Consider the following 18,359-nt stretch of genomic DNA (forward strand, 5'->3'; position numbering starts at 1 on the left):
TCAGGCGCTGAGGCCAGCCGCCAGCAACAGGGCGCCGAGCAGGATCAGCATGAGGGCAGCTGCCACCTCGATGGAACTGGCGACCATGCCGGCCCGGCGGGAGCCGGGGCCTGACAGCTTCAGTGCGATGCCCTTGGCGCCGACGGCAAGGCTTGCGAGAGCCGACACCGTAATCGCCGTCCCGAGTGCCATGGCGAAAACGGACAAGACGCCGCCGAGCAGCAGGCCGTTGAGGAGCGCAAAGGTCATCACCAAAAGTGCGCCGGAACACGGGCGCATGCCGACCGCAATGACCGCCGACCAGGCATCCCGGAGGCTGAAGACGCTGCCACCGACCAGGCTCGGATCGGGCAGATGGGCAATCCCGCATTCATGGCAGACCGAGCCCGGGGCAAGAGCGTCGTGGTCATGGGACACGGCCATGGCGCGGAAGCGGGAGCCGCTGGCTTCGGGGCGGGCGCTGGTTTCGGTGGGGCCCGCAAACAGCGAGGCCGTGACGCTGCCGCCCGCGGCGCTGTCGGCGCCATCGAAAAGGCCTCCCGTCGTCGCGGCTGCGGCAGGAGCGGTATGGGCGAAGGAGGCTCTGAGCTTGCGGACGAGCAGCCACAGTCCGAAGGCGATGATCATCGCATAGCTTGCGATCTCCAGCGTGCGCGTTGCATCCGTCATGCTGATCGAGGTGCCGCGCAGCACGAGATAGGCAGTGCCGACAACGGCAATCGCGACCAGGCCCTGGAGGAAGGCGGAGACGAAGGAGACGAGGATCCCGCGGCGAAGCTCTATTTCGTTGGCAAGCAGATAGGACGAAATCACCGCCTTGCCATGCCCTGGGCCGGCGGCGTGGAAGACGCCATAGACAAAGGACAGGCCAACCAGCGTTGCAAGGCTCCAGGGATCCTCGCGCATGGCCTTCAAGGCGGTCGTCAGCGAACGGTAGAAGGCTTGCTGATGGGCGTTGATCCAGACCAGAAGCTCGGCGAAGGGGCCACTTGCCGGCTGATAGCTCGGCTCGGCCGCTCCTATGCCCAAAGGCGAGGCCGCATGCGCTATGCCGGCGAGCAGCACGAAGGAGACGGCCAGCGCGGCAAACCTTGCGGTGTTTGCTGAACGGGCCGGTCTCAGCATGTGACCTCCATGCGGGTGGCAAAGAGCTTGCCCATGTCGTTGCCCGTGGGGTCGCTGAAGAAGGCTTCCGTCAGGTTGAGTTGGTTTTGCGCGATGACCTCATCCGGATCGGGGCGCACGACCTTTTGCGCGCAGGCGGAGAAGGCCTTGCCCTCCAAGACCATGTCCTCGTCTTTCGCAAAGTCGATCGCGGTATAGAGGGTCGGATCGTAGATGCCGAAGGTCATGCGTCCGCCCACCTTCACGGGGGTCTTCGGCTTGGCGATGAAGAAGACAAGGAGCTGGTTGTCCTTGAAGTCGACGTTGAAGACGTCCGGTCGGCCGATCTCGCTCGATGCACCGTCTTGGGTGACGAACGTGAAGTAGCTGTAGTCGCCAAGCGAGTCGCGGATGGTATTGGCGATGTCGGTCAGTTCGCTGTGGTCGAGCTTCAGGTCGCTGTTCTTGTCGAAGTCCATGAGGACACTCGAGGAGAAGATGTCGTCGAAGCGCCAGACATTGCGCAGCTCCTTCAGCGTGCCGTCATCGGCCGCGACGATCTCCACCCGTGCTTCGGCAAAAACGTGCGGATGGGAGAGCGCCGGCGTCGCGAATGCGACGACCGCTGCGGTCGCCCAGTAACCGAGGCGTTTCAGCATGCTTGGATAACCCTTCCCGAATTCCGGCTTGGCTCCCTCCCTGTCCGATGATTGGGACAAAAGTGGGACCCGCTGCATCTCCAGCCGTTACGAATAGCGCTTGAACCATGCGTGAAGGTAGTCAACGAAAGCGCGGACCTTGGCCGGCAGGTAGCGGCGATGCGGATAGACGGCATAGATGCCGCGATCCTTGGCGATGAAGTCATCAAACAGCGAGACGAGTTCGCCGGAGGCGAGATAGGGGCGGGCGATGAAGTCGGGGATCATCGCCACGCCCATGCTGGCGCGGGCCGCCCGCAAGGTCGCCTGCGGACTGTTGACCTCGATCGGGCCGGAGACGCTGACGGAGATCATTTCACCATCCGGCTCCTGAAAGCGAAGGCTGTTGTGCGAGCGGGAATTGGTGTCGATGAGGAAGGGGATGCGGGACAATTCGCTCGGATGGGCGAGGGGGCCGTTCTCGGCAATGAAGGCCGGCGTGGCGCAGGCATAGACCCGGAAATCGGAGAGCTTGCGGGCGATCATGCCGGAATCGTCGAGCTTGGTGATTCGGATGCCGAGATCGAAACCTTCCTCGATCAGATCGACGAAGCGGTCTTCGGCGACGATTTCGAGCGAGAGCTGCGGATTTTCCTTGGCGAAATCAATCAGCGACTGGCCGATTTCGGCGTCGATAAAGGTGCGGGGAACGGTGACCTTCAGCTTGCCTTTGAGGTCGGCATTGTTCTCACGGACGAGGTCCGCGAGGTTGTCGATCTCCTTCAGGATGTCGGCTGCGGTCCGATAATAGGTGTGGCCGGCCTCGGTGAGGGAGAACTGACGGGTGGTGCGGTTGAGCAGAAGAGCCCCGAGCTCGTCTTCCAACTCCCTGACATATTTTGACAAAAGTGCTTTTGAGCGGCCGGTCTTGCGGGCGGCGGCAGAGAAGCCTTCTGCTTCCACCACGTCGATGAAGGCTCTGATGCGCGTCAGCGTGTCCATGTCTGTCCCGTCCCCTCGCAAAGTTGCCAGATTGTGAACAAAGCGCCCGCTTCGTTCAATAGGCGCTGCATAAACGGCGAAAAAACTTCCGGGCGGCCTCAAAAAATCTCTTGATTATGACGGACAGTTTTCTTATCTCCGTGCTTGCCCAAAGTCGCACGTGCCTGTGGGTGTCCGCCGACCCTCGAATTGGGATTTATCCCTAAGGTGAGGTCATCGGTAAGGTACCTGGAACTAACCCCTCCAGTCGCTATTCCGGCCAACCGGGAAATGCGAGGACATCTTGAAGCAACGACGGTGCGGGCCTTTCTGGTTCTCTGCCGGCTTTCCAACAGCCGGGGTACTGAAGAGGCACACCATCATTGCCGGAAGTGCGGTAGGGTCTCCCTCCAATCCATGGCAGACAAAGCGGATTTATGCGCTCAGGCAAGAGTGCGTTCATCCATCGTTTCGCGCGTCGAGCGTTCGTACGGTACCGGTGTCTCCACCGACTGGTTTCGAGCGATGTCTCGCCGTCCTTTGTCCATCCGAAGCCTGGCCGCTTCGGATATCGCTGGAATTTGGAAGGTTACATCGATGACCACTGCACGCATCCTCGACTTCATCAACACCCGACGTCCGGAAGGTCCCTGCCTCGTGGTCGACCTCGACGTCGTGCGCGACAATTTCGGTGCCTTCCGTCATGCCCTGCCGGACAGCGCCATCTACTACGCAGTCAAGGCGAACCCGGCGCCGGAGATCCTCCAGCTCCTGGCCTCGCTCGGCTCGAACTTCGACTGCGCTTCCGTTGCCGAAATCCAGATGGCACTCGATGCCGGCGCCACCGCCGATCGCATCTCGTTCGGCAACACCATCAAGAAGGAGCGCGACATCGCCCGTGCGTTTGCACTCGGTGTCAACCTCTATGCCGTCGACAGCCATGAGGAAGTCGAGAAGATCGCGCGTGCCGCACCTGGCGCTCGTGTGTTCTGCCGCGTCTTGACTGATGGTGAAGGCGCCGAATGGCCGCTGTCGCGCAAGTTCGGCTGCGTGCCGCAGATGGCTGTCGACGTGCTCGTCTATGCCCACCAGCTGGGCCTGGAGTCCTTCGGCGTCTCGTTCCATGTCGGCTCGCAGATGACCAAGGTCGATGCCTGGGATGGTGCTCTTGCCGATGCCAAGCGCGTGTTCAACTCGCTGGCGAAGCAGGGCATCGTGCTGAAGATGGTCAATATGGGTGGTGGTTTCCCGACCAAGTACCTGCGCGACATTCCGTCGGCAGAGGCTTACGGTCAGGCGATCAATGCGTCGCTGAAGAAGCACTTCGGCAACAATATCCCGCAAACCATCATCGAGCCGGGCCGCGGCATGGTCGGCAATGCCGGTGTGATCAAGGCGGAAGTTGTGCTGATCTCCCGGAAGTCCGACAATGACGAACACCGCTGGGTGTTCCTCGACATCGGCAAGTTCGGCGGTCTGGCCGAAACCATGGACGAAGCGATCCGTTACCCGATCCGCACCGTCCGTGACGCCGATGACATGGCGCCCTGCGTGCTCGCCGGTCCGACCTGCGATTCGGCCGACGTGCTCTACGAGAAGAACATGTATCCGCTGCCGATCTCGCTTTCGATCGGCGACGAGGTTCTGATCGAATGCACCGGCGCCTACACCACCACCTATTCGGCGGTGGCGTTCAACGGCTTCGAGCCACTGAAGTCATACGTCATCTGACGTCTCCCGCGCCGGCCAACCGGCGCGGACCTTCACAATCATCGTCATCGCTTGGGATGGGAGGCCAGAATGGCCGCTGTTCTGGAAAGCATGCGCGCGCTTTTCGCGCCGGCGCCTGCATTCGTCATCGATCATGAAACGCCGGCCGACGTCGTCGCCCGTGAGTCGCTGCTCGACCGCTCCATGGGCAAGGATCGCCGCAAGAAGTCGTCGGAGAAGATCCGGCGTGGGCGCATTCCCGCGGAAGGCCTTGCCTTCGTCGCGCGGGACGCTGCGGGGCATGTGATCGGCACCGTACGCCTGTGGAATATTGAAGCCGGCGTTAGCCGTGAGGGTATGGCCGTTGATGCCTTGCTGCTTGGTCCGCTCGCTGTCGATGCCGGCCATGAAGGCAAAGGCATTGGTGCCGCACTGATGCGGGCAGCCCTTCTGGAAGCGCGCAAGCGTGGCCATGGCGCCGTGTTGCTTGTGGGTGACGCCCCCTATTACGAGCGTTTCGGCTTCTTCGCCGAAAAGGCGCAGCATCTGGTGATGCCGGGTCCGTTTGCGCGTGACCGCTTCCTGGCGCTGGAACTCTTGCCCGGCTGGCTCGAAGGAGCCGCCGGCATGGTGGTCGCGTCGGGTCGCAAGCTCGGCGGACTGTCGCGCAGATAGGCAGCCTGAAACTGTCGCCGTCCAACAATCATCAAATTCGCCGGTGTGTGCCTCACGCCCACTCCGGCGACATCTGTTTTTGGGCTTTCAGAAGCGCTGCTGATTTCGTTCAGCAAGCTTGGCCAGCGCGTCCGTATCAGGTTGATATCGAGCGTTGCTCTCGTCCCACCGGTACGTGACGTTTATGACCTCAGTCGCTCTCGGCGGTGGAGCGTCAGCACAAGCCTCGTCATCCGTCGGTCCGTCCACGAGGCGCACCGTCACCATGACGTTCGGTCTCTGGTCCTTACCTTCTTCCAGCGTCAGGTCCACGTCCTGACGTCGCTCAAGGCCGCAAAGCGCTTCCGAAAACGTCGAGACATCTGTGATCGGAATAAGCTGGTTTGGGATAGCAAGGTAAAGACTGGCAATCCGGTATGTTTGTGATGAGTTGGAATGGCTGTTGTCGATGACGATGAACGCCGTCTGATCGTTGATGACCCGCGTTTCTGTTCCGAGAGACGTTAGCCGATCAAACCCGACATTTACGAGATCCTGCAACACCGGTGTTGGTCCCTGGGTGTTGTAGAGGGCAAGAATGGCGGGCGCATCTGGGGCCCCGGCAGGCTCTCCGAAATCGAAGAGCGCAACCAGGCTGGCCTCTCTGGAGAAGCGAATGATTGGGGCGCTTGTGATCTCAAGGCCGTCCGGCGAGGCCGCGTCCATGTCGAGACGGTCTACCAGGGCTGGATTGAATGTGGTGCCGCGCCATCCGGATTGTGTTTGTGCAAGGTCCGGGACAAGCGTTCTCGCGAGATCTGCATAGCGCGTTGTCTGGTCTTGTCGAATAGGCTCGTCGAGCAGCGCTGAGCGCCACGTCTCCTGCGCTTTCGATAGGGTGACCGAAAGGGCAAGCATGGCTGCGATTGCACCAGGCAAAAGGCGGGGCATCATCTCATCCTCCACGTAGCTTCCGTCGTGACGCGAAAATTGCCTGCAAAGATTGGACTGGTCCCACTTCGCCACATCTCTTAGCTGGAAGAAACTGCTGAGTTTCTTTTTGATCAAGGAGAAGATTGATGGCTACACTCCGAAATTTAACATTGGTCGCGGCATTGACTGCGGCCGGGGCCGTTCAAGCTGCCGATGCCGTCATGGCGCCGGCCGAGCCGCCGCCGCAGGCGGCAGAGGTGTCCACCTGGTCCTGGGCTGGCGGTTATGCCGGTGTTCAGGGCGGCTATGGCTGGGGTGATACGACGTTGAGCCGCAGCGGCACCTCCGGCGAGGTTGATTTCGACGGCGGACGGTTCGGTGGTTTTGTCGGCTACAACTGGGCTCTCGGCTCCGCCTTCATCCTTGGTGCCGAAGCGGATCTTGGCTATGACTGGAATGAATACACCAGTGGCACGGAAGCTCTGGAGACCACCGTGCAGGGTGGCCTGCGGGCGCGGGTGGGTTACGCTGCCGATCGTGCGCTGCTCTATGCCGCCGGTGGCTGGACCGCAACGCAGCTCTCCTACCGGGATACGGGTGTTTCCATCGAAGACACCTTGAACGGCTGGACCATTGGTGCCGGTGTTGACTACGCCTTGACCGATCGCCTGTTCGCACGTGGGGAGTATCGTTACAACGACTATGGCCGCAAGACGGTCGATGGGACTGGTGTGGATTTCGACCAGCATGTCGTGCAGGTGGGCCTGGGCTTAAAATTCTGATCCCTCCCTAGCTTGCATCTCTATCGCCCGGCCGCGCAGCGAGCCGGGCATTTTCGTTCGCGTCGCGCTTGCGGCTTTCAAAATGATCCGCATCTCACGCAGCTTTCACGGAGAGCTGACACAGTCCTGACACACCCGCCCCTTTTTTCCGCCACCTCAGGGAACTATCTCCACGTTCGTTGCTTCTTCGGGCGGGGGTCCGGGGCGAAAAACATCGCGCCGGCAGGAACACAGGCGCCAGATCGGTTTTGATGGTTATGTTGTATAATCATCACATACATTAACCAGAGATGGCGCTATATGCGGACTTGTAACACAGGAGTTAAACACATGATCAAAAGCATCCTTCTCGGATCTGCCGCCGCTCTGGCGATTTCGACTTCGGCCTTCGCGGCTGACGCCATCATGGAAGCACCGGCTGAGCCGCCGGTGGTTGTCGAGACCGCACCGCAGTTCTCGTGGACAGGCGGCTATGCAGGTATCCTGACCGGCTACGGTTGGGGCGACGCAGACGTATCCGGTGCCGGCAACGCTGATTTCGACGGTGCTCGCTTTGGTGGCTTCGTCGGTTACAACTGGGATCTCGGCAACCAGCTCGTCGTCGGTCTCGAAGGCGACCTGAACTATGACTGGAACGAAGAAACCGTCGCTGGCGTTGGTGACTTCGAAACCGGCCTGAACTGGTCGACCCGCGCTCGCATCGGCTATGCCATGGACCGCGCGCTGTTGTTCGCGGCCGGCGGTTACACCGGCACAAACCTCGAAGGTCCTGGCGGCGATGACACGCTGCACGGCTGGACCGTCGGCGGTGGTGTCGATTACGCTCTGACCGATCGTATGTTCACGCGTCTCGAGTACCGCTACAACGACTTCGGTGATGGCACTGTCGGCGCCCGTAACGTTGATTTCAATCAGCATACGGTCAATGTGGGTCTCGCCGTCAAATTCTGATCCAATCTGATATGATCAGAGCAACGCCCGGCCTTCCGAGAGAGGAAGGCCGGGCGTTTGTGTATAAGTCGCTCGGTGAACTCAGGCCGCGCGATGGTCGATGACGTGTCCACCAGGGCCGCGGACTTCTTTGCGACGATTGAGTTCGAAACGGTTGACCAGCGTGGTCAGCTGGACCGCACCTTCCGCCAGCGTATGGCTGATGGCCGTTGTCTCCTCGACCATCGCGGCATTCTGTTGCGTCATCTGGTCGATGCTGTTGATGGCGGATCCGATTTCCTGCAGGCCGATCGCCTGTTCGCGCGCCGCCGTGGCGATTGCATCGACATTGGTGTCGATGCGGCTGACGAAGTCGCCGATCTGTGTCAGTGCCTCGCCCGTTTCACCGACCAGCTGAACACCGGACGACACTTCCACGCTCGACTTCTGGATCAGACCCTTGATGTCGCGTGCAGCGTTCGCAGAGCGCTGTGCCAGTTCGCGTACTTCCTGGGCGACAACCGCAAAACCCTTGCCGGCGTCACCGGCGCGAGCTGCTTCGACGCCAGCGTTCAGGGCCAGGAGATTGGTCTGGAAGGCGATCTCGTCGATCACGCCGATGATCTGGCCGATCTCGGACGATGCGGATTCGATACGCTCCATGGCCGACACGGCTGAGCGGACCACGTCGCCGGAAGCGAGCGCACAGTTCTTGGCTTCTCGCACCAGTTCACGAGTGTCGCTGGTGCGCTGGGCCGAAGCCCGGACGGTTGCCGTGACCTCTTCAAGTGCTGACGACGTCTGTTCAAGGGCGGCTGCCTGCTGCTCGGTGCGTTGCGCCAGATTGCTGGAAGCCTCGCGCATTTCCTGGCTGTTTTCCAGCAGGCGGCGGGTCTCTTCCATCACCTTTTCCAGCGTAGCCTGGAAGGTCGCGATTGAGTTGTTGAAGTCCTGGCGAAGAGGTTCGAAACGCGGATCAAAGGCTTCGTCCAGCGTCATGCGGATGTTGCATTCGGCCAGACGATGCAGGCCAGCGCCAAGCGCTTCAATGACGAAGCGCAGAGCTTCGGCCTCGATCACACGGTCCTTGTCGCGCAGAGCCCGTTCGCGATCGACTTCAGCGCGTGCTGCCTCTGTCTCGGCCTGCAGACGCTGGTTCTCCAAGCCAGCCTGGCGGAAGATTTCAACCGCAGCGGCGATATGCCCGATCTCGTCGGTACGCTTTGCATGGGGAACAGTGGCGGTAAAGTCGCCAGTCGCCATATGGGTCATGAAATCGGTGATTTCGCCAAGTGGCCTCAAAGCGCGGCGATGGATGAAATAGACACTGCCCAGGGCGGTTGCGATGAGAAGCAGTCCGAGTGCCAGCAGCAGCGCTTCCTGCCGGCTCGATTCTCCGGCCGCGTAGGTTTCACGGTCCACCAGATACTCGCTGGCCATGGTCACGAGCTCGTTCACGGATGCCTCATGATCATGAAACTCGACCTTCAGCTTCGACAGGACCGGTGTGATAGCGCTGGCATCGCCTGCAACAAGAGCGGGCTTCAATTCGTTTTGAAGGGTGCTCCAGTAGCGGTCGCCCTTGGCGATGACCTCGTTGTAAAGCTTGGCGCGCAGGTTGTCGGGAAGGGTTGAGCTCTTCCAGTATTCCTCGCGTTCGTCATAAAGCTTGTTCAGCAAGTCGAAGCGAGGGATGTTTACAGCAGCCGTGTCCGGATGGATGAAGACTTCGTTGGCCAGCGCATAGGATTCGATGAGGTAAAGCGGTGGCGGAAGAATGTCGGCGATCAGGTCCTTGCCGTCTACGATCTGCTTATAGATCGGTCCATTGACCTTCAGCGTCTGCAGCGTTTGAGCTCCGACACCCGCGACAGCGATGATTCCGGTAGCAAGAGCAAGGCCGGCTGCCGTCACCACGATTTTCAGGTTTAGGTTCATGTTGCGTCCGTTTGCAATCCGTCCGCCGGACAGGCGCGTGCGTCAGCGCCCCCGGCATGCCGTGGTTGATAAGAAAAATGGAATAGGCTTTGGAGGAATGATTCCCAGTCCAGACGAGACGCGGCTTTTTTCTCTCGCTCGTCGCCCCAAAAATAGGGGGCGATTTACTACCACATTGTTAAGGTGACCATTTAGTAAATCACCTATTGCAATATTTTATAGTATTTGAACGTTTTGCGCGATTTTTTACAGTGACGCACGCAACCATCGCGCTTTGATGGTGGTTCGGATCAATTATGCGGTGATGTCGATCACGCCGCAGTCGCCCGCTTCCGACGCGAATGCGAGGAGCTTGCCGGTGCTGCTCCAGGCCAGAGACGTGATTGCACCCTTGCCTGGACGGCGCAGAAGCGCCTCCTTGCCGTCGGCAATCCGCACTGCCAGGATCATGCCGTCGATGAAGCCGATGGCAAGCACCTCTTCGGCCGGATGGAAGGCAACCTGGGTGACGAGGATGTTGGACCGGGTGCCGAGTTCCAGCGGTGCCTTGCCCATGGGGCCGTCCTTGCCGGAGAAGGGCCAGACAATCGCTGCTGGTGCGCCTGATGAGGCAAGCCACTTGCCCTTCGGCGACCAGGACAGCGATTTCACTTTCGCCGGGTAGCCGGTCATCCGCATATGGCGCGTTTCGGATGCCTTTCCGTCAAGCTTCCAGCCATGCAGGGCGCTCTCCTGCATCATGGTCACGGCGAAGCGGCCGTCCGGCGAGAAGGTGACGCCGGTATGGGCTCCCTTCCAGTCGAGATCGACAGCTGCCCCTGCCGTCCCGACCCAATGCAGGGTGACGCCGTTATAGCGGGCAACCGCGATGCGCAGACCTTTCGGTGCGAAGTCGACGGCTTCGACGGTGCGCTCCTCGGCAAATTCCTTGGTCGTGCCGTCGGAAAGGCGCACAAAGGTGGACTTGGCATAGGCATAGGCCACGGCCCCCTGCGGTCCGGGAGCAACGACCGTGATCCACTTGCGCGGAACATTGGCGAGTTCGGTGATCGTCCCGTCATGGGCGATGCGCAGCACGCGGCCATCCTCGCCGCCGGTCAGCAGCGTCTGGCTTGCCGGATCCTTGACGCAGGTCAGCAGGCCGGCATTGGCTTCGGTGACCTTCTCTCCGCCGTCCAGACGATGGATTGCACCACTTGCGGCGGCGAAGACCGGGATGTCACCGAGAAAATGGGTCGAGACAACGTGACCTTCGATATCGAGCGGCGCAACGGTGGGCATTGGTGCAGGCTTTCTTTCAGGCAGACTTCAGAAAAAGAGGGCGCCGAAGCGCCCCGTCAGGCGGTGGCTTCGCAGGCCTTGAAGCTCGCTTCGAGCTTCTCGCGGTCGAGTTCGCGGCCGATGAAGACGAGGCGGCTTTCGCGCTTCTCGCCGTCCTTCCACGGACGCTGGTGGTCGCCCTCGACAATCATGTGAACGCCCTGGACGACATAACGCTCCTCGTCGCCCTTGAATGCGATGATGCCCTTGAGGCGCAGGATGTTGGGGCCTTGCGTCTGCGTGATCTTCTGGATCCAGGGGAAGAAGCGGTCCGGGTTCATCTCGCCGCCGCGCAGCGACACCGAGGTCACCGTCACGTCATGGATCGGCGAGGGGGCGTGGTCGTGATGATGGTGGTGATCATGGCCATGATGGTGATCGTGGTCGTGATCATGGTGGTGATGGTCATGGCCGTGGTGATGATGATCGTGGTCGCAATCCGGGCCGCAGACATGGTTCGGGTCGTCATGGTCGAGGAAGTGCGGATCGTTCTCCAGTGCGCGCTCCAGGTTGAAGGCGCCCTGATCCAGAACCTTGGTCAGGTCGACGCCCGAGCGGGTCGTCGAATAGATGCGTGCCGACGGGTTGATCGCACGGACGATGTCTTCGATGCGGTGCAGCTCGTCATGGCTGACGAGGTCGGTCTTGTTGATGACGACGACATCGGCGAAGGCGATCTGGTCCTCGGCTTCTCGGCTGTCCTTGAGGCGCAGCGGCAGGTGCTTGGCGTCAACAAGTGCCACGACCGCGTCGAGTTCGGTCTTCGAACGCACGTCGTCATCCATGAAGAAGGTCTGGGCAACCGGGACCGGGTCGGCAAGGCCCGTGGTTTCGACGATGATGCCGTCGAAGCGACCGGGACGGCGCATCAGGCCCTCCACGACGCGGATCAGGTCGCCGCGTACCGTGCAGCAGACGCAGCCATTGTTCATTTCGTAGATTTCTTCATCCGACTCAACGATCAGGTCGTTGTCGATGCCGATCTCGCCGAACTCGTTGACGATGACCGCGTATTTCTTGCCGTGGTTCTCGGAGAGAATGCGGTTCAAGAGCGTCGTCTTGCCGGCGCCGAGATAGCCGGTGAGCACGGTAACGGGTGTCGGTTTCGCGGTTGCTTCGGTCATGAATGCCTCTGATGTCAGGGGGCGCCGGGCGATGCGGCTGTAATGGTATTACCCCATATAGGGGTTCCGGTGCGTCAGTTCAAAGGCTTTCGTACGTGTCAGGCAGGGGCCAGTGCCGAGCGGATATCTGTGCGCGTGAAGTCGTCTCCGACGAAGAGTAGCGGGCAGTCAAACTCCTTGGCCGTGGCATAGGAAAAGCAGTCGCCGAAATTGAGGGCGGCGGAGTGGAAGCCTTTGCCGAAGCGTTGGTAGGCCGCCGCGGCGCGTTCTGAACGGGCGGCTGTCAAAGGGATGATCTCGGTGATTGATGCTGTCATGAGCATCTTCATTTCCGCGAGCCGCTGATTGCGTGCAGCGACGATATGGGCTTCCGTCACCGTGGCAGCAGACATCAGCAGGCGTTGTGATCCATCAGAGAGAATGGCCTCGCACGCATCTACTGCCGTCTCCCGCTTGAGTACCGCCATCAGCGCCGAGGTGTCGACCACTATCACTTGGGCAGGCCGTTCTCGTCATACAGGAAGTCTTGGCTTCTCGCTGCAGTTTCGTCCGGGTAAGGGTCGGGCATCTGTGCGGTGCGTTCCCGTATCTCCTTCAAGATTTGCCGTCTTTCCTCAAGCGAGAGAGTTGGCCGTATCTCGACCGGCTCTGCCGGTCGCAAGGCGACAGCATCCTGCCCATCGCGGGTAATGATCACGGGCTCTCCGCGTTCGGCTCGCTCCACGAGTTCTTCGAACCGTTCGCCTGCTTGCTCCATGGAAACGCGCATGCTTCTTCCCCGCGATTTCTGCCGATCAATATGCGCCTTCCCTGGAGAGCCTGCAAGCTCACGCCAGTGTTGCAACATCGAAGTGATGTACGTCTTCGAGCAGTTCGAGCATGCCCTTCACAGCATGGGTCAAGAGCTTTTCACCCCTCTCTGCCGTCGCCGCTGCCGCATTGCCGGCGACGCCGTCGGGGTTGAGATCCGACATCTTCCAGCCGAAAGCATGCGGGCCATAGGCGCGCAGGTGTCTGTAGCGCATGGCAAACTCCGACTGGCGCGAGGGGAACGCCCGCGCGCTTGTCATGTCGACCCGATCCGGCGCCAGTGCCAGCATGACCGATGTCTCGATGTCGCCGCCATGAATGTCGATGGCCTTGTCTTCTGGCGAGATCCAGCCTTCCGGTTGACCGAAGCGGGTCCAGCTTGTGGCGACGACCAGCATGTCGAAGCGCACCCGCGCTTCGGTTGCGACAATGGTCAGCAGGGGGGAGTTGCCGCCATGGGCATTGAGCAGCACGAGCTTGCGGATGCCCTGTCGATGCAGATCCTCGGCAATCCCGAGCCAACGGATGACTGCCTCGTCATAGGTGAGCGTCCGGCTACCTGCGACATCCATGTGCTCGATCGAATAACCGACGGGTTCGACCGGCAGAATGGTGACCGGCAAATGCGCCGGCAGGGCATCGGCGACACGGCGCATGATCCCTTCGGCGATGATCGTATCGGTCTCGAAGGGCAGGTGAGGGCCGTGCTGCTCGTGGGCGCCAAACGGGAGAACTGCGATCCAGTCGCGTCGGTCCTCGATCGTCAGCCGGGGATCATTGTCCGCAAACCTTGGTGCCGGCTTCGCCATCTGGCCTAACCTCGTCATCTTCGTTATGCATGGCAGCCATCGCGGCGGAGTACCGTGGGGCCGCAGCGTTTGTCGACCGGGGAGAGTCATGGCGAAAAAGGACAAGGCCGACAAGGACCGCAGTGAAAAGAAGAAGGGCAAGAAGAAGGAGCCACCGGCTTCCGGCGTGTTGAGCAGCGCCGTCATCCAGGCCGCTCGTGCCATGCGCACGCGTTTGTCGCACGGTCTTGCCGAAAGTGGGCTTTATCCCGGACAGGATGGCGTGGTGCAACTGCTTGCCCAGGAGGACGGTCAGACGCCCGGAGCGCTGGCCCATCAGCTCGGTGTGAAAGCCCCGACTATGACACGAACCATCGGGCGTATGGAGGCGCAGGGGTTCGTTATGCGTCGAACCGATGACCGCGACGGTCGCCTGACCAAGGTCTATCTGACGGATGAGGGGCGCGGCAGCGTCGCGCGTATCGCCGAGGCCACATCGGCCTGTGAGACACATGCGATCCAGGGCCTTTCCGGCAAGGAGCTGAAGACGCTGGTCAAACTGCTGACCATCATCGAAGGCAATCTTTCCGGCCACAGTGTGGTCCGTTCCGCCGATCAGGCGGATGATGACGACGATTGAAATCGCGGATTAAATTGTTTAATTAAATCTTTTAAGGGCGGTCGAACGCCCACCGATTTGCTGCGAGGGAGGAAACGTGGCACAGAAGGTAAAGCTTTCGACCATTGCGGAAACGCTTGGTCTTTCCACGGCGACCATTTCGCTTGCCCTGCGTGACAGCCCGCTGGTTGCGGTCGATACGCGGGAGAAGATCAAGGAGCAGGCGCGGGCTCTCGGCTATATCTACAACCGCCGCGCCGCCAGCCTTCGTACATCTCGATCCGGGATCATCGGTGTCGTCGTGCATGACATCATGAACCCGTTCTACGGGGAAATTTTGAAGGCGATCGAAACTGAACTCGACCGCAGCCGCCACACCTTCATCCTTTCCAACCACTATGACAGCGTCGACAAGCAGCGCATGTTCGTCGAGACGCTGCTGCAATTGGGTGGTGACGGTGTGATCATGTCACCGGCCATCGGCACGCCGCCGGAAGACGTCATGCTGGCGGAAAACAATGGGATGCCGGCGATCTTTATCGCCCGTTCCATGGATGGGCTCGATGTGCCGATCTATCGCGGTGATGACAGCTACGGGATCTCGCTTGCCACCAATCATCTGATCGGCCTTGGCCATCGCTCCATCGCCATGATCGGCGGCACCGATCAGACGTCGACGGGACGCGACCGCTATCAGGGCTATGTCAATGCGTTGCGCAAGGCGGGGATCGAAGTCGATCCGGGCCTTCGCATTCCCGGGCCGCGCACGAAGCAGGGCGGCTTCGAAGCTGCCGTCAATTTCCTGTCGCTGCCGCAAAAGCCGACGGCGGCCGTCTGCTGGAACGATCTCGTCGCCATCGGTCTGATGAACGGTATTGCCCGTGCCGGGCTTATCCCCGGCCAGGATATTTCGGTCACCGGCTATGACGATCTCGAAGAAGCCTCGATTGCGACGCCGTCGCTCACCACCGTCTGGAACGGTCAGGCGGAGGTCGGGCGGCTTGCGGCGCGTGCGCTTCTCGACAAGCTGGCCGGTAGCCATGAGCCGGATGGTATTCACCTGATCAAGCCAGAGATGCGAATTCGTCAATCGACCGGTCCGAACCGTCGGTAGCCTTCAAGCCGGCTTGCATGCCGCTCGCCAATCTTCCGCGCCCTGCAAGGAGACAGCCATGTCCGATCGCCCACTCGTGCTCATTCCCGGCCGTATTCATCCGCGTGTCCGTGCCCGTCTTGCGGATCGGTTCGATCTTCTGGAGGTCACTGATGCCACGGCCATCGGCGCGGAGCCGGGTCAATTGGAGAAGGTGCGTGGTGCTGCTGTTTCTGGCCGCTTCCCGGCTTCGCTCATCGATCGCTTGCCGAAGCTTGAGGTGATCGGCAGTTTCGGGGTCGGTTATGACGGCGTTGACGTGCAGGCGGCCGCTGCGGCAGGGGTGATCGTGACGAACACGCCGGATGTGCTGAATGATGAAGTGGCGGATACGGCGATCGCGCTGCTTCTCAACACCATGCGTCAGTTCTATTTCGCTGAGCGGTACCTGCGGGATGGTCGCTGGGAGAAGGAGGGAGCCTTTCCGCTTTCGCCGCTTTCGCTCAAGGGCCGTAAGGTCGGTCTCCATGGTCTCGGCCGGATCGGCATGGAGATTGCCAATCGTCTGCTGCCGTTCAAGGTTGAACTCGCCTATCACACACGACGCCCGCGTACGGATGTCGATTTTGCCTATCACGATACGCTGACGGGCTTGGCACAGGCAGTCGATGTGCTCATCTCGATCGTCCCATCGACGCCTGAGACCATTGGTTCGATCAATGCAGAGGTTCTCTCCGCTCTTGGAGGTGACGGTGTACTCATCAATGTCGGCCGTGGTTCGACCGTTGATGAGCCGGCGCTGATTTCGGCGCTCCAGAATGGCACGATCGCTGCCGCGGGCCTCGATGTCTTTGCCGATGAACCTCGCGTGCCACAGGCGCTGATCGACTTGCCGAATGTCTCGCTGTTGCCGCATGTCGCGTCCGCCTCGGTGCCGACGCGCAATGCCATGGCTGATCTCGTCGCGGACAACCTCATCGCCTGGTTCGACAAGGGGCAACCGCTCACGCCTGTTCCTGAAACACCCTATCCGCGAAACTGATTCGGCAGTTCAGCCTTCGGCAAGTTTCGAGGTCCATCCTTCTTGGGCTGGGTTTCGAGCGGAGGGGTGATGCAATGAAGGCTTCTCTCGTCATTGTGACGACCGCAATTGCATGTGCTGGTGTGTCGGCTGCCGGGCTTGCCTTCTGGGCAACGCCTCAGCTGCCTGATCGCATGGCTCCTGATCCGATCGTGCTCGGGACCATCCCCTCGGCCGCTCCCTTGCCACCAATGCTTTCGGCGCCCATGGATGCGGGCACGGTTTCGCCCCCCGCCGTCTTTTCGGTCTCGAACTTCAAACGCAAGACCGTCTGCCTTGTCGAACGCGGTGCAGCGCTGACCAGCCGAAGCCGTGATTTCTTCGCCCCGCCCGACTGCGCGCTTGTGTGGCCGGGTCTGACCCAGGCAACGACCTGGACTCAGAACGAGGATGGCAGCGTGACGATCAGTGACTCGTCAGGCACGACATTGCTGATGCTCACGCGCGGACGACACTTTTCCTATGAAGTGACTGACATGCCCGATGCCGATCTCGCCCTGCTGATGCTGCCTTGAACAGGGCATCGCTGGCGCACCGAACCGGATTTGAACGTCACTTGTGTTCATGTTCGCGCTAACAGCGCGGTCCGGCCCAAAAAGGCACGTTCAAGTGAAAGCTCTCATCCAAAAGAATAGCGCCCAAGCGCTTGAAACGCTTTGGACAAAATGGTTAGCTCGCGCATCGCTGCCGGGAGGGGCCGACGATGCCCACCGGCGGGGCAACACTTGGGAGGTAGTTCATGGATCGTCGTTCATTTATCAAGAAGGCCAGCGTGGCAGGTGCAGGTGTGGCAGCGTCCACAGTGCTTGCAGCACCGGCCATCGCGCAGAGTTCTCCGAAAATCACCTGGCGCTGCTCTTCGGGCTTCCCGAAGGCGCTCGACACCATCTATGGCGCTGCTGAAGTCTTCGCCGCAGCCGTCAACGAAGCGACCGACGGCAATTTCCAGATCCAGGTTTTCGGTGCAGGCGAAATCGTTGGCGCGCTGGAAGGTGCAGATGCCGTTCGCGACGGCACCATCGAAATGGCGCATACCGCGTCCTACTACTTCTTCGGCAAGGATCCGTCCTGGGCATTCGGCACGGGCGTTCCGTTCGGTCTGAACCAGCGCATGACCAATGGCTGGCTCTATGAGGGCGGCGGTCTTGATCTGCTCAACGAGTTCTATGCCGCCAACAACATGATCTCTTTCCCGGCTGGTAACACCGGTGCACAGATGGGTGGCTGGTTCCGCAAGGAAATCAACACGGTTGCCGACCTGCAGGGCCTGAAGTTCCGTATCGGTGGCTTCGGTGGACGCATCATCTCCGAACTCGGCGTCGTTCCGCAGAACATCCCGGGCGGTGACATCTACGCGGCTCTCGAGCGTGGTACGATTGATGGTGCTGAATTCGTCGGTCCTTACGACGATGCCAAGCTCGGCTTCAACAAGGTTGCGCCTTACTGCTACTACCCCGGCTGGTGGGAAGGCGGCGTTACCCTGATGAACATGATCAACCTCGACAAGTGGAACGAACTGCCGAGCAACTACAAGGGCATCGTCAAGAGTGCTTCGGCGCTCGCCAACGGTGTGATGATGGCGCGTTACGACAGCCTCAACCCGGCTGCCCTGAAGCAGCTCGTTGCTGACGGCACCCAGCTTCGTCCGTACAGCCGCGAAATCCTGGAAGCTTGCTATGATGCGGCGACCAAGGTCTATGCTCAGATCAGTGCAGAGAACCCGCAGTTCAAGAAGCTGCACGATTCCTACATGGGCTATCGTGGCGATGGTTATCTGTGGTTCCAGCTGTCCGAATACAGCTTCGATACCTTCATGATGCTGCAGCAGCGCGCGGGCAAGCTCTAAGCTCTCGC

At 60.6% G+C, this 18,359-nt stretch carries 19 protein-coding genes; 9 read left to right on the forward strand and 10 right to left on the reverse strand.

Features of this window, described 5'->3' with window-relative positions; all coding sequences use genetic code 11:
* The 3 genes from AC1PUL_RS01970 to AC1PUL_RS01980 form a co-directional block, all read right to left on the reverse strand.
* Window positions 1–1,125: a nickel/cobalt transporter gene (locus AC1PUL_RS01970; protein WP_480466374.1), complete on the reverse strand. Its 1,125-nt coding sequence runs from the start codon at window positions 1,123–1,125 to the stop codon at window positions 1–3.
* Window positions 1,119–1,763 (reverse strand): DUF1007 family protein, encoded by a 645-nt coding sequence (locus AC1PUL_RS01975; protein WP_480466375.1) that lies wholly within the window; start codon window positions 1,761–1,763, stop codon window positions 1,119–1,121. Before AC1PUL_RS01975 ends, AC1PUL_RS01970 begins: the two co-directional genes overlap by 7 nt.
* Before the next feature lie 87 nt (window positions 1,764–1,850).
* On the reverse strand, window positions 1,851–2,744 hold the full coding sequence (locus AC1PUL_RS01980; RefSeq protein WP_480466376.1) for a LysR family transcriptional regulator: 894 nt from the start codon (window positions 2,742–2,744) through the stop codon (window positions 1,851–1,853).
* 576 nt (window positions 2,745–3,320) lie between these two features.
* Here AC1PUL_RS01980 and odc2 point away from each other — a divergent pair.
* Window positions 3,321–4,454, forward strand: coding sequence for an ornithine/lysine decarboxylase (odc2, locus tag AC1PUL_RS01985; RefSeq protein ID WP_480466377.1), 1,134 nt, complete (start codon window positions 3,321–3,323; stop codon window positions 4,452–4,454).
* A gap of 69 nt (window positions 4,455–4,523) precedes the next feature.
* Complete coding sequence (locus tag AC1PUL_RS01990; protein WP_480466378.1) at window positions 4,524–5,108, forward strand: GNAT family N-acetyltransferase; 585 nt, start codon at window positions 4,524–4,526, stop codon at window positions 5,106–5,108.
* 87 nt (window positions 5,109–5,195) lie between these two features.
* On the opposite strand, the gene AC1PUL_RS01995 is transcribed toward AC1PUL_RS01990, so the two are convergent.
* Window positions 5,196–6,155 carry a hypothetical protein gene (locus tag AC1PUL_RS01995; protein WP_480466379.1) on the reverse strand — a complete coding sequence of 320 codons (960 nt, stop codon included), beginning with the start codon at window positions 6,153–6,155 and terminating at the stop codon, window positions 5,196–5,198.
* Between the two features lie 11 nt (window positions 6,156–6,166).
* On the opposite strand from AC1PUL_RS01995, the gene AC1PUL_RS02000 reads away from it, so the two are divergent.
* Both AC1PUL_RS02000 and AC1PUL_RS02005 read left to right on the forward strand, forming a co-directional pair.
* Window positions 6,167–6,802, forward strand: a complete 636-nt coding sequence (locus AC1PUL_RS02000; protein WP_480466380.1) for an outer membrane protein — start codon at window positions 6,167–6,169, stop codon at window positions 6,800–6,802.
* Between the two features lie 330 nt (window positions 6,803–7,132).
* On the forward strand, window positions 7,133–7,753 hold the full coding sequence (locus AC1PUL_RS02005; RefSeq protein ID WP_480466381.1) for an outer membrane protein: 621 nt from the start codon (window positions 7,133–7,135) through the stop codon (window positions 7,751–7,753).
* Window positions 7,754–7,834: 81 nt separating this feature from the next.
* Here the strand turns inward: AC1PUL_RS02005 and AC1PUL_RS02010 are convergent, their stop codons facing one another.
* The 6 genes from AC1PUL_RS02010 to AC1PUL_RS02035 all read right to left on the reverse strand — a co-directional run bounded on the left by AC1PUL_RS02010 (window position 7,835) and on the right by AC1PUL_RS02035 (window position 13,733).
* Window positions 7,835–9,670 (reverse strand): methyl-accepting chemotaxis protein, encoded by a 1,836-nt coding sequence (locus AC1PUL_RS02010; protein WP_480466382.1) that lies wholly within the window; start codon window positions 9,668–9,670, stop codon window positions 7,835–7,837.
* A gap of 294 nt (window positions 9,671–9,964) precedes the next feature.
* Complete coding sequence (locus AC1PUL_RS02015; RefSeq protein ID WP_480466383.1) at window positions 9,965–10,951, reverse strand: WD40 repeat domain-containing protein; 987 nt, start codon at window positions 10,949–10,951, stop codon at window positions 9,965–9,967.
* 56 nt (window positions 10,952–11,007) lie between these two features.
* Window positions 11,008–12,114 carry a CobW family GTP-binding protein gene (locus AC1PUL_RS02020; RefSeq protein WP_480466384.1) on the reverse strand — a complete coding sequence of 369 codons (1,107 nt, stop codon included), beginning with the start codon at window positions 12,112–12,114 and terminating at the stop codon, window positions 11,008–11,010.
* Between the two features lie 98 nt (window positions 12,115–12,212).
* A complete protein-coding gene (locus AC1PUL_RS02025) occupies window positions 12,213–12,608 on the reverse strand; it encodes a type II toxin-antitoxin system VapC family toxin (RefSeq protein ID WP_480466385.1) in 396 nt (131 codons plus the stop codon).
* Complete coding sequence (locus AC1PUL_RS02030; protein ID WP_480466386.1) at window positions 12,605–12,883, reverse strand: type II toxin-antitoxin system Phd/YefM family antitoxin; 279 nt, start codon at window positions 12,881–12,883, stop codon at window positions 12,605–12,607. Before AC1PUL_RS02030 ends, AC1PUL_RS02025 begins: the two co-directional genes overlap by 4 nt.
* A 58-nt stretch (window positions 12,884–12,941) precedes the next feature.
* Entirely contained in the window at window positions 12,942–13,733 is a 792-nt protein-coding gene (locus tag AC1PUL_RS02035) for a creatininase family protein (protein ID WP_480466387.1), read from the reverse strand.
* 88 nt (window positions 13,734–13,821) lie between these two features.
* Between AC1PUL_RS02035 and AC1PUL_RS02040 the strand changes: the two genes are divergently transcribed.
* From AC1PUL_RS02040 to AC1PUL_RS02060, 5 genes are all read left to right on the forward strand, one after another.
* Window positions 13,822–14,352: a MarR family winged helix-turn-helix transcriptional regulator gene (locus tag AC1PUL_RS02040; RefSeq protein ID WP_480466388.1), complete on the forward strand. Its 531-nt coding sequence runs from the start codon at window positions 13,822–13,824 to the stop codon at window positions 14,350–14,352.
* Between the two features lie 76 nt (window positions 14,353–14,428).
* A complete protein-coding gene (locus AC1PUL_RS02045) occupies window positions 14,429–15,445 on the forward strand; it encodes a LacI family DNA-binding transcriptional regulator (RefSeq protein ID WP_480466389.1) in 1,017 nt (338 codons plus the stop codon).
* 58 nt (window positions 15,446–15,503) lie between these two features.
* Window positions 15,504–16,466, forward strand: a complete 963-nt coding sequence (locus tag AC1PUL_RS02050) for a 2-hydroxyacid dehydrogenase (protein ID WP_480466390.1) — start codon at window positions 15,504–15,506, stop codon at window positions 16,464–16,466.
* A gap of 74 nt (window positions 16,467–16,540) precedes the next feature.
* Entirely contained in the window at window positions 16,541–17,020 is a 480-nt protein-coding gene (locus AC1PUL_RS02055; protein ID WP_480466392.1) for a hypothetical protein, read from the forward strand.
* A gap of 224 nt (window positions 17,021–17,244) precedes the next feature.
* Entirely contained in the window at window positions 17,245–18,351 is a 1,107-nt protein-coding gene (locus AC1PUL_RS02060; RefSeq protein ID WP_480466393.1) for a TRAP transporter substrate-binding protein, read from the forward strand.
* Window positions 18,352–18,359 lie beyond the last annotated feature (8 nt).

The sequence above is a fragment of the Rhizobium sp. P43 genome, assembly GCF_056730705.1.

Bases quoted from the DNA above. Each gene is read 5' to 3' on its own strand.
- AC1PUL_RS01970 (WP_480466374.1), bottom strand. From the start codon at position 1,125: ATGCTGAGACCGGCCCGTTCAGCAAACACCGCAAGGTTTGCCGCGCTG.
- AC1PUL_RS01975 (WP_480466375.1), bottom strand. From the start codon at position 1,763: ATGCTGAAACGCCTCGGTTACTGGGCGACCGCAGCGGTCGTCGCATTC.
- AC1PUL_RS01980 (WP_480466376.1), bottom strand. From the start codon at position 2,744: ATGGACACGCTGACGCGCATCAGAGCCTTCATCGACGTGGTGGAAGCA.
- odc2 (WP_480466377.1), top strand. From the start codon at position 3,321: ATGACCACTGCACGCATCCTCGACTTCATCAACACCCGACGTCCGGAA.
- AC1PUL_RS01990 (WP_480466378.1), top strand. From the start codon at position 4,524: ATGGCCGCTGTTCTGGAAAGCATGCGCGCGCTTTTCGCGCCGGCGCCT.
- AC1PUL_RS02000 (WP_480466380.1), top strand. From the start codon at position 6,167: ATGGCTACACTCCGAAATTTAACATTGGTCGCGGCATTGACTGCGGCC.
- AC1PUL_RS02005 (WP_480466381.1), top strand. From the start codon at position 7,133: ATGATCAAAAGCATCCTTCTCGGATCTGCCGCCGCTCTGGCGATTTCG.
- AC1PUL_RS02010 (WP_480466382.1), bottom strand. From the start codon at position 9,670: ATGAACCTAAACCTGAAAATCGTGGTGACGGCAGCCGGCCTTGCTCTT.
- AC1PUL_RS02015 (WP_480466383.1), bottom strand. From the start codon at position 10,951: ATGCCCACCGTTGCGCCGCTCGATATCGAAGGTCACGTTGTCTCGACC.
- AC1PUL_RS02020 (WP_480466384.1), bottom strand. From the start codon at position 12,114: ATGACCGAAGCAACCGCGAAACCGACACCCGTTACCGTGCTCACCGGC.
- AC1PUL_RS02030 (WP_480466386.1), bottom strand. From the start codon at position 12,883: ATGCGCGTTTCCATGGAGCAAGCAGGCGAACGGTTCGAAGAACTCGTG.
- AC1PUL_RS02035 (WP_480466387.1), bottom strand. From the start codon at position 13,733: ATGGCGAAGCCGGCACCAAGGTTTGCGGACAATGATCCCCGGCTGACG.
- AC1PUL_RS02040 (WP_480466388.1), top strand. From the start codon at position 13,822: ATGGCGAAAAAGGACAAGGCCGACAAGGACCGCAGTGAAAAGAAGAAG.
- AC1PUL_RS02050 (WP_480466390.1), top strand. From the start codon at position 15,504: ATGTCCGATCGCCCACTCGTGCTCATTCCCGGCCGTATTCATCCGCGT.
- AC1PUL_RS02055 (WP_480466392.1), top strand. From the start codon at position 16,541: ATGAAGGCTTCTCTCGTCATTGTGACGACCGCAATTGCATGTGCTGGT.
- AC1PUL_RS02060 (WP_480466393.1), top strand. From the start codon at position 17,245: ATGGATCGTCGTTCATTTATCAAGAAGGCCAGCGTGGCAGGTGCAGGT.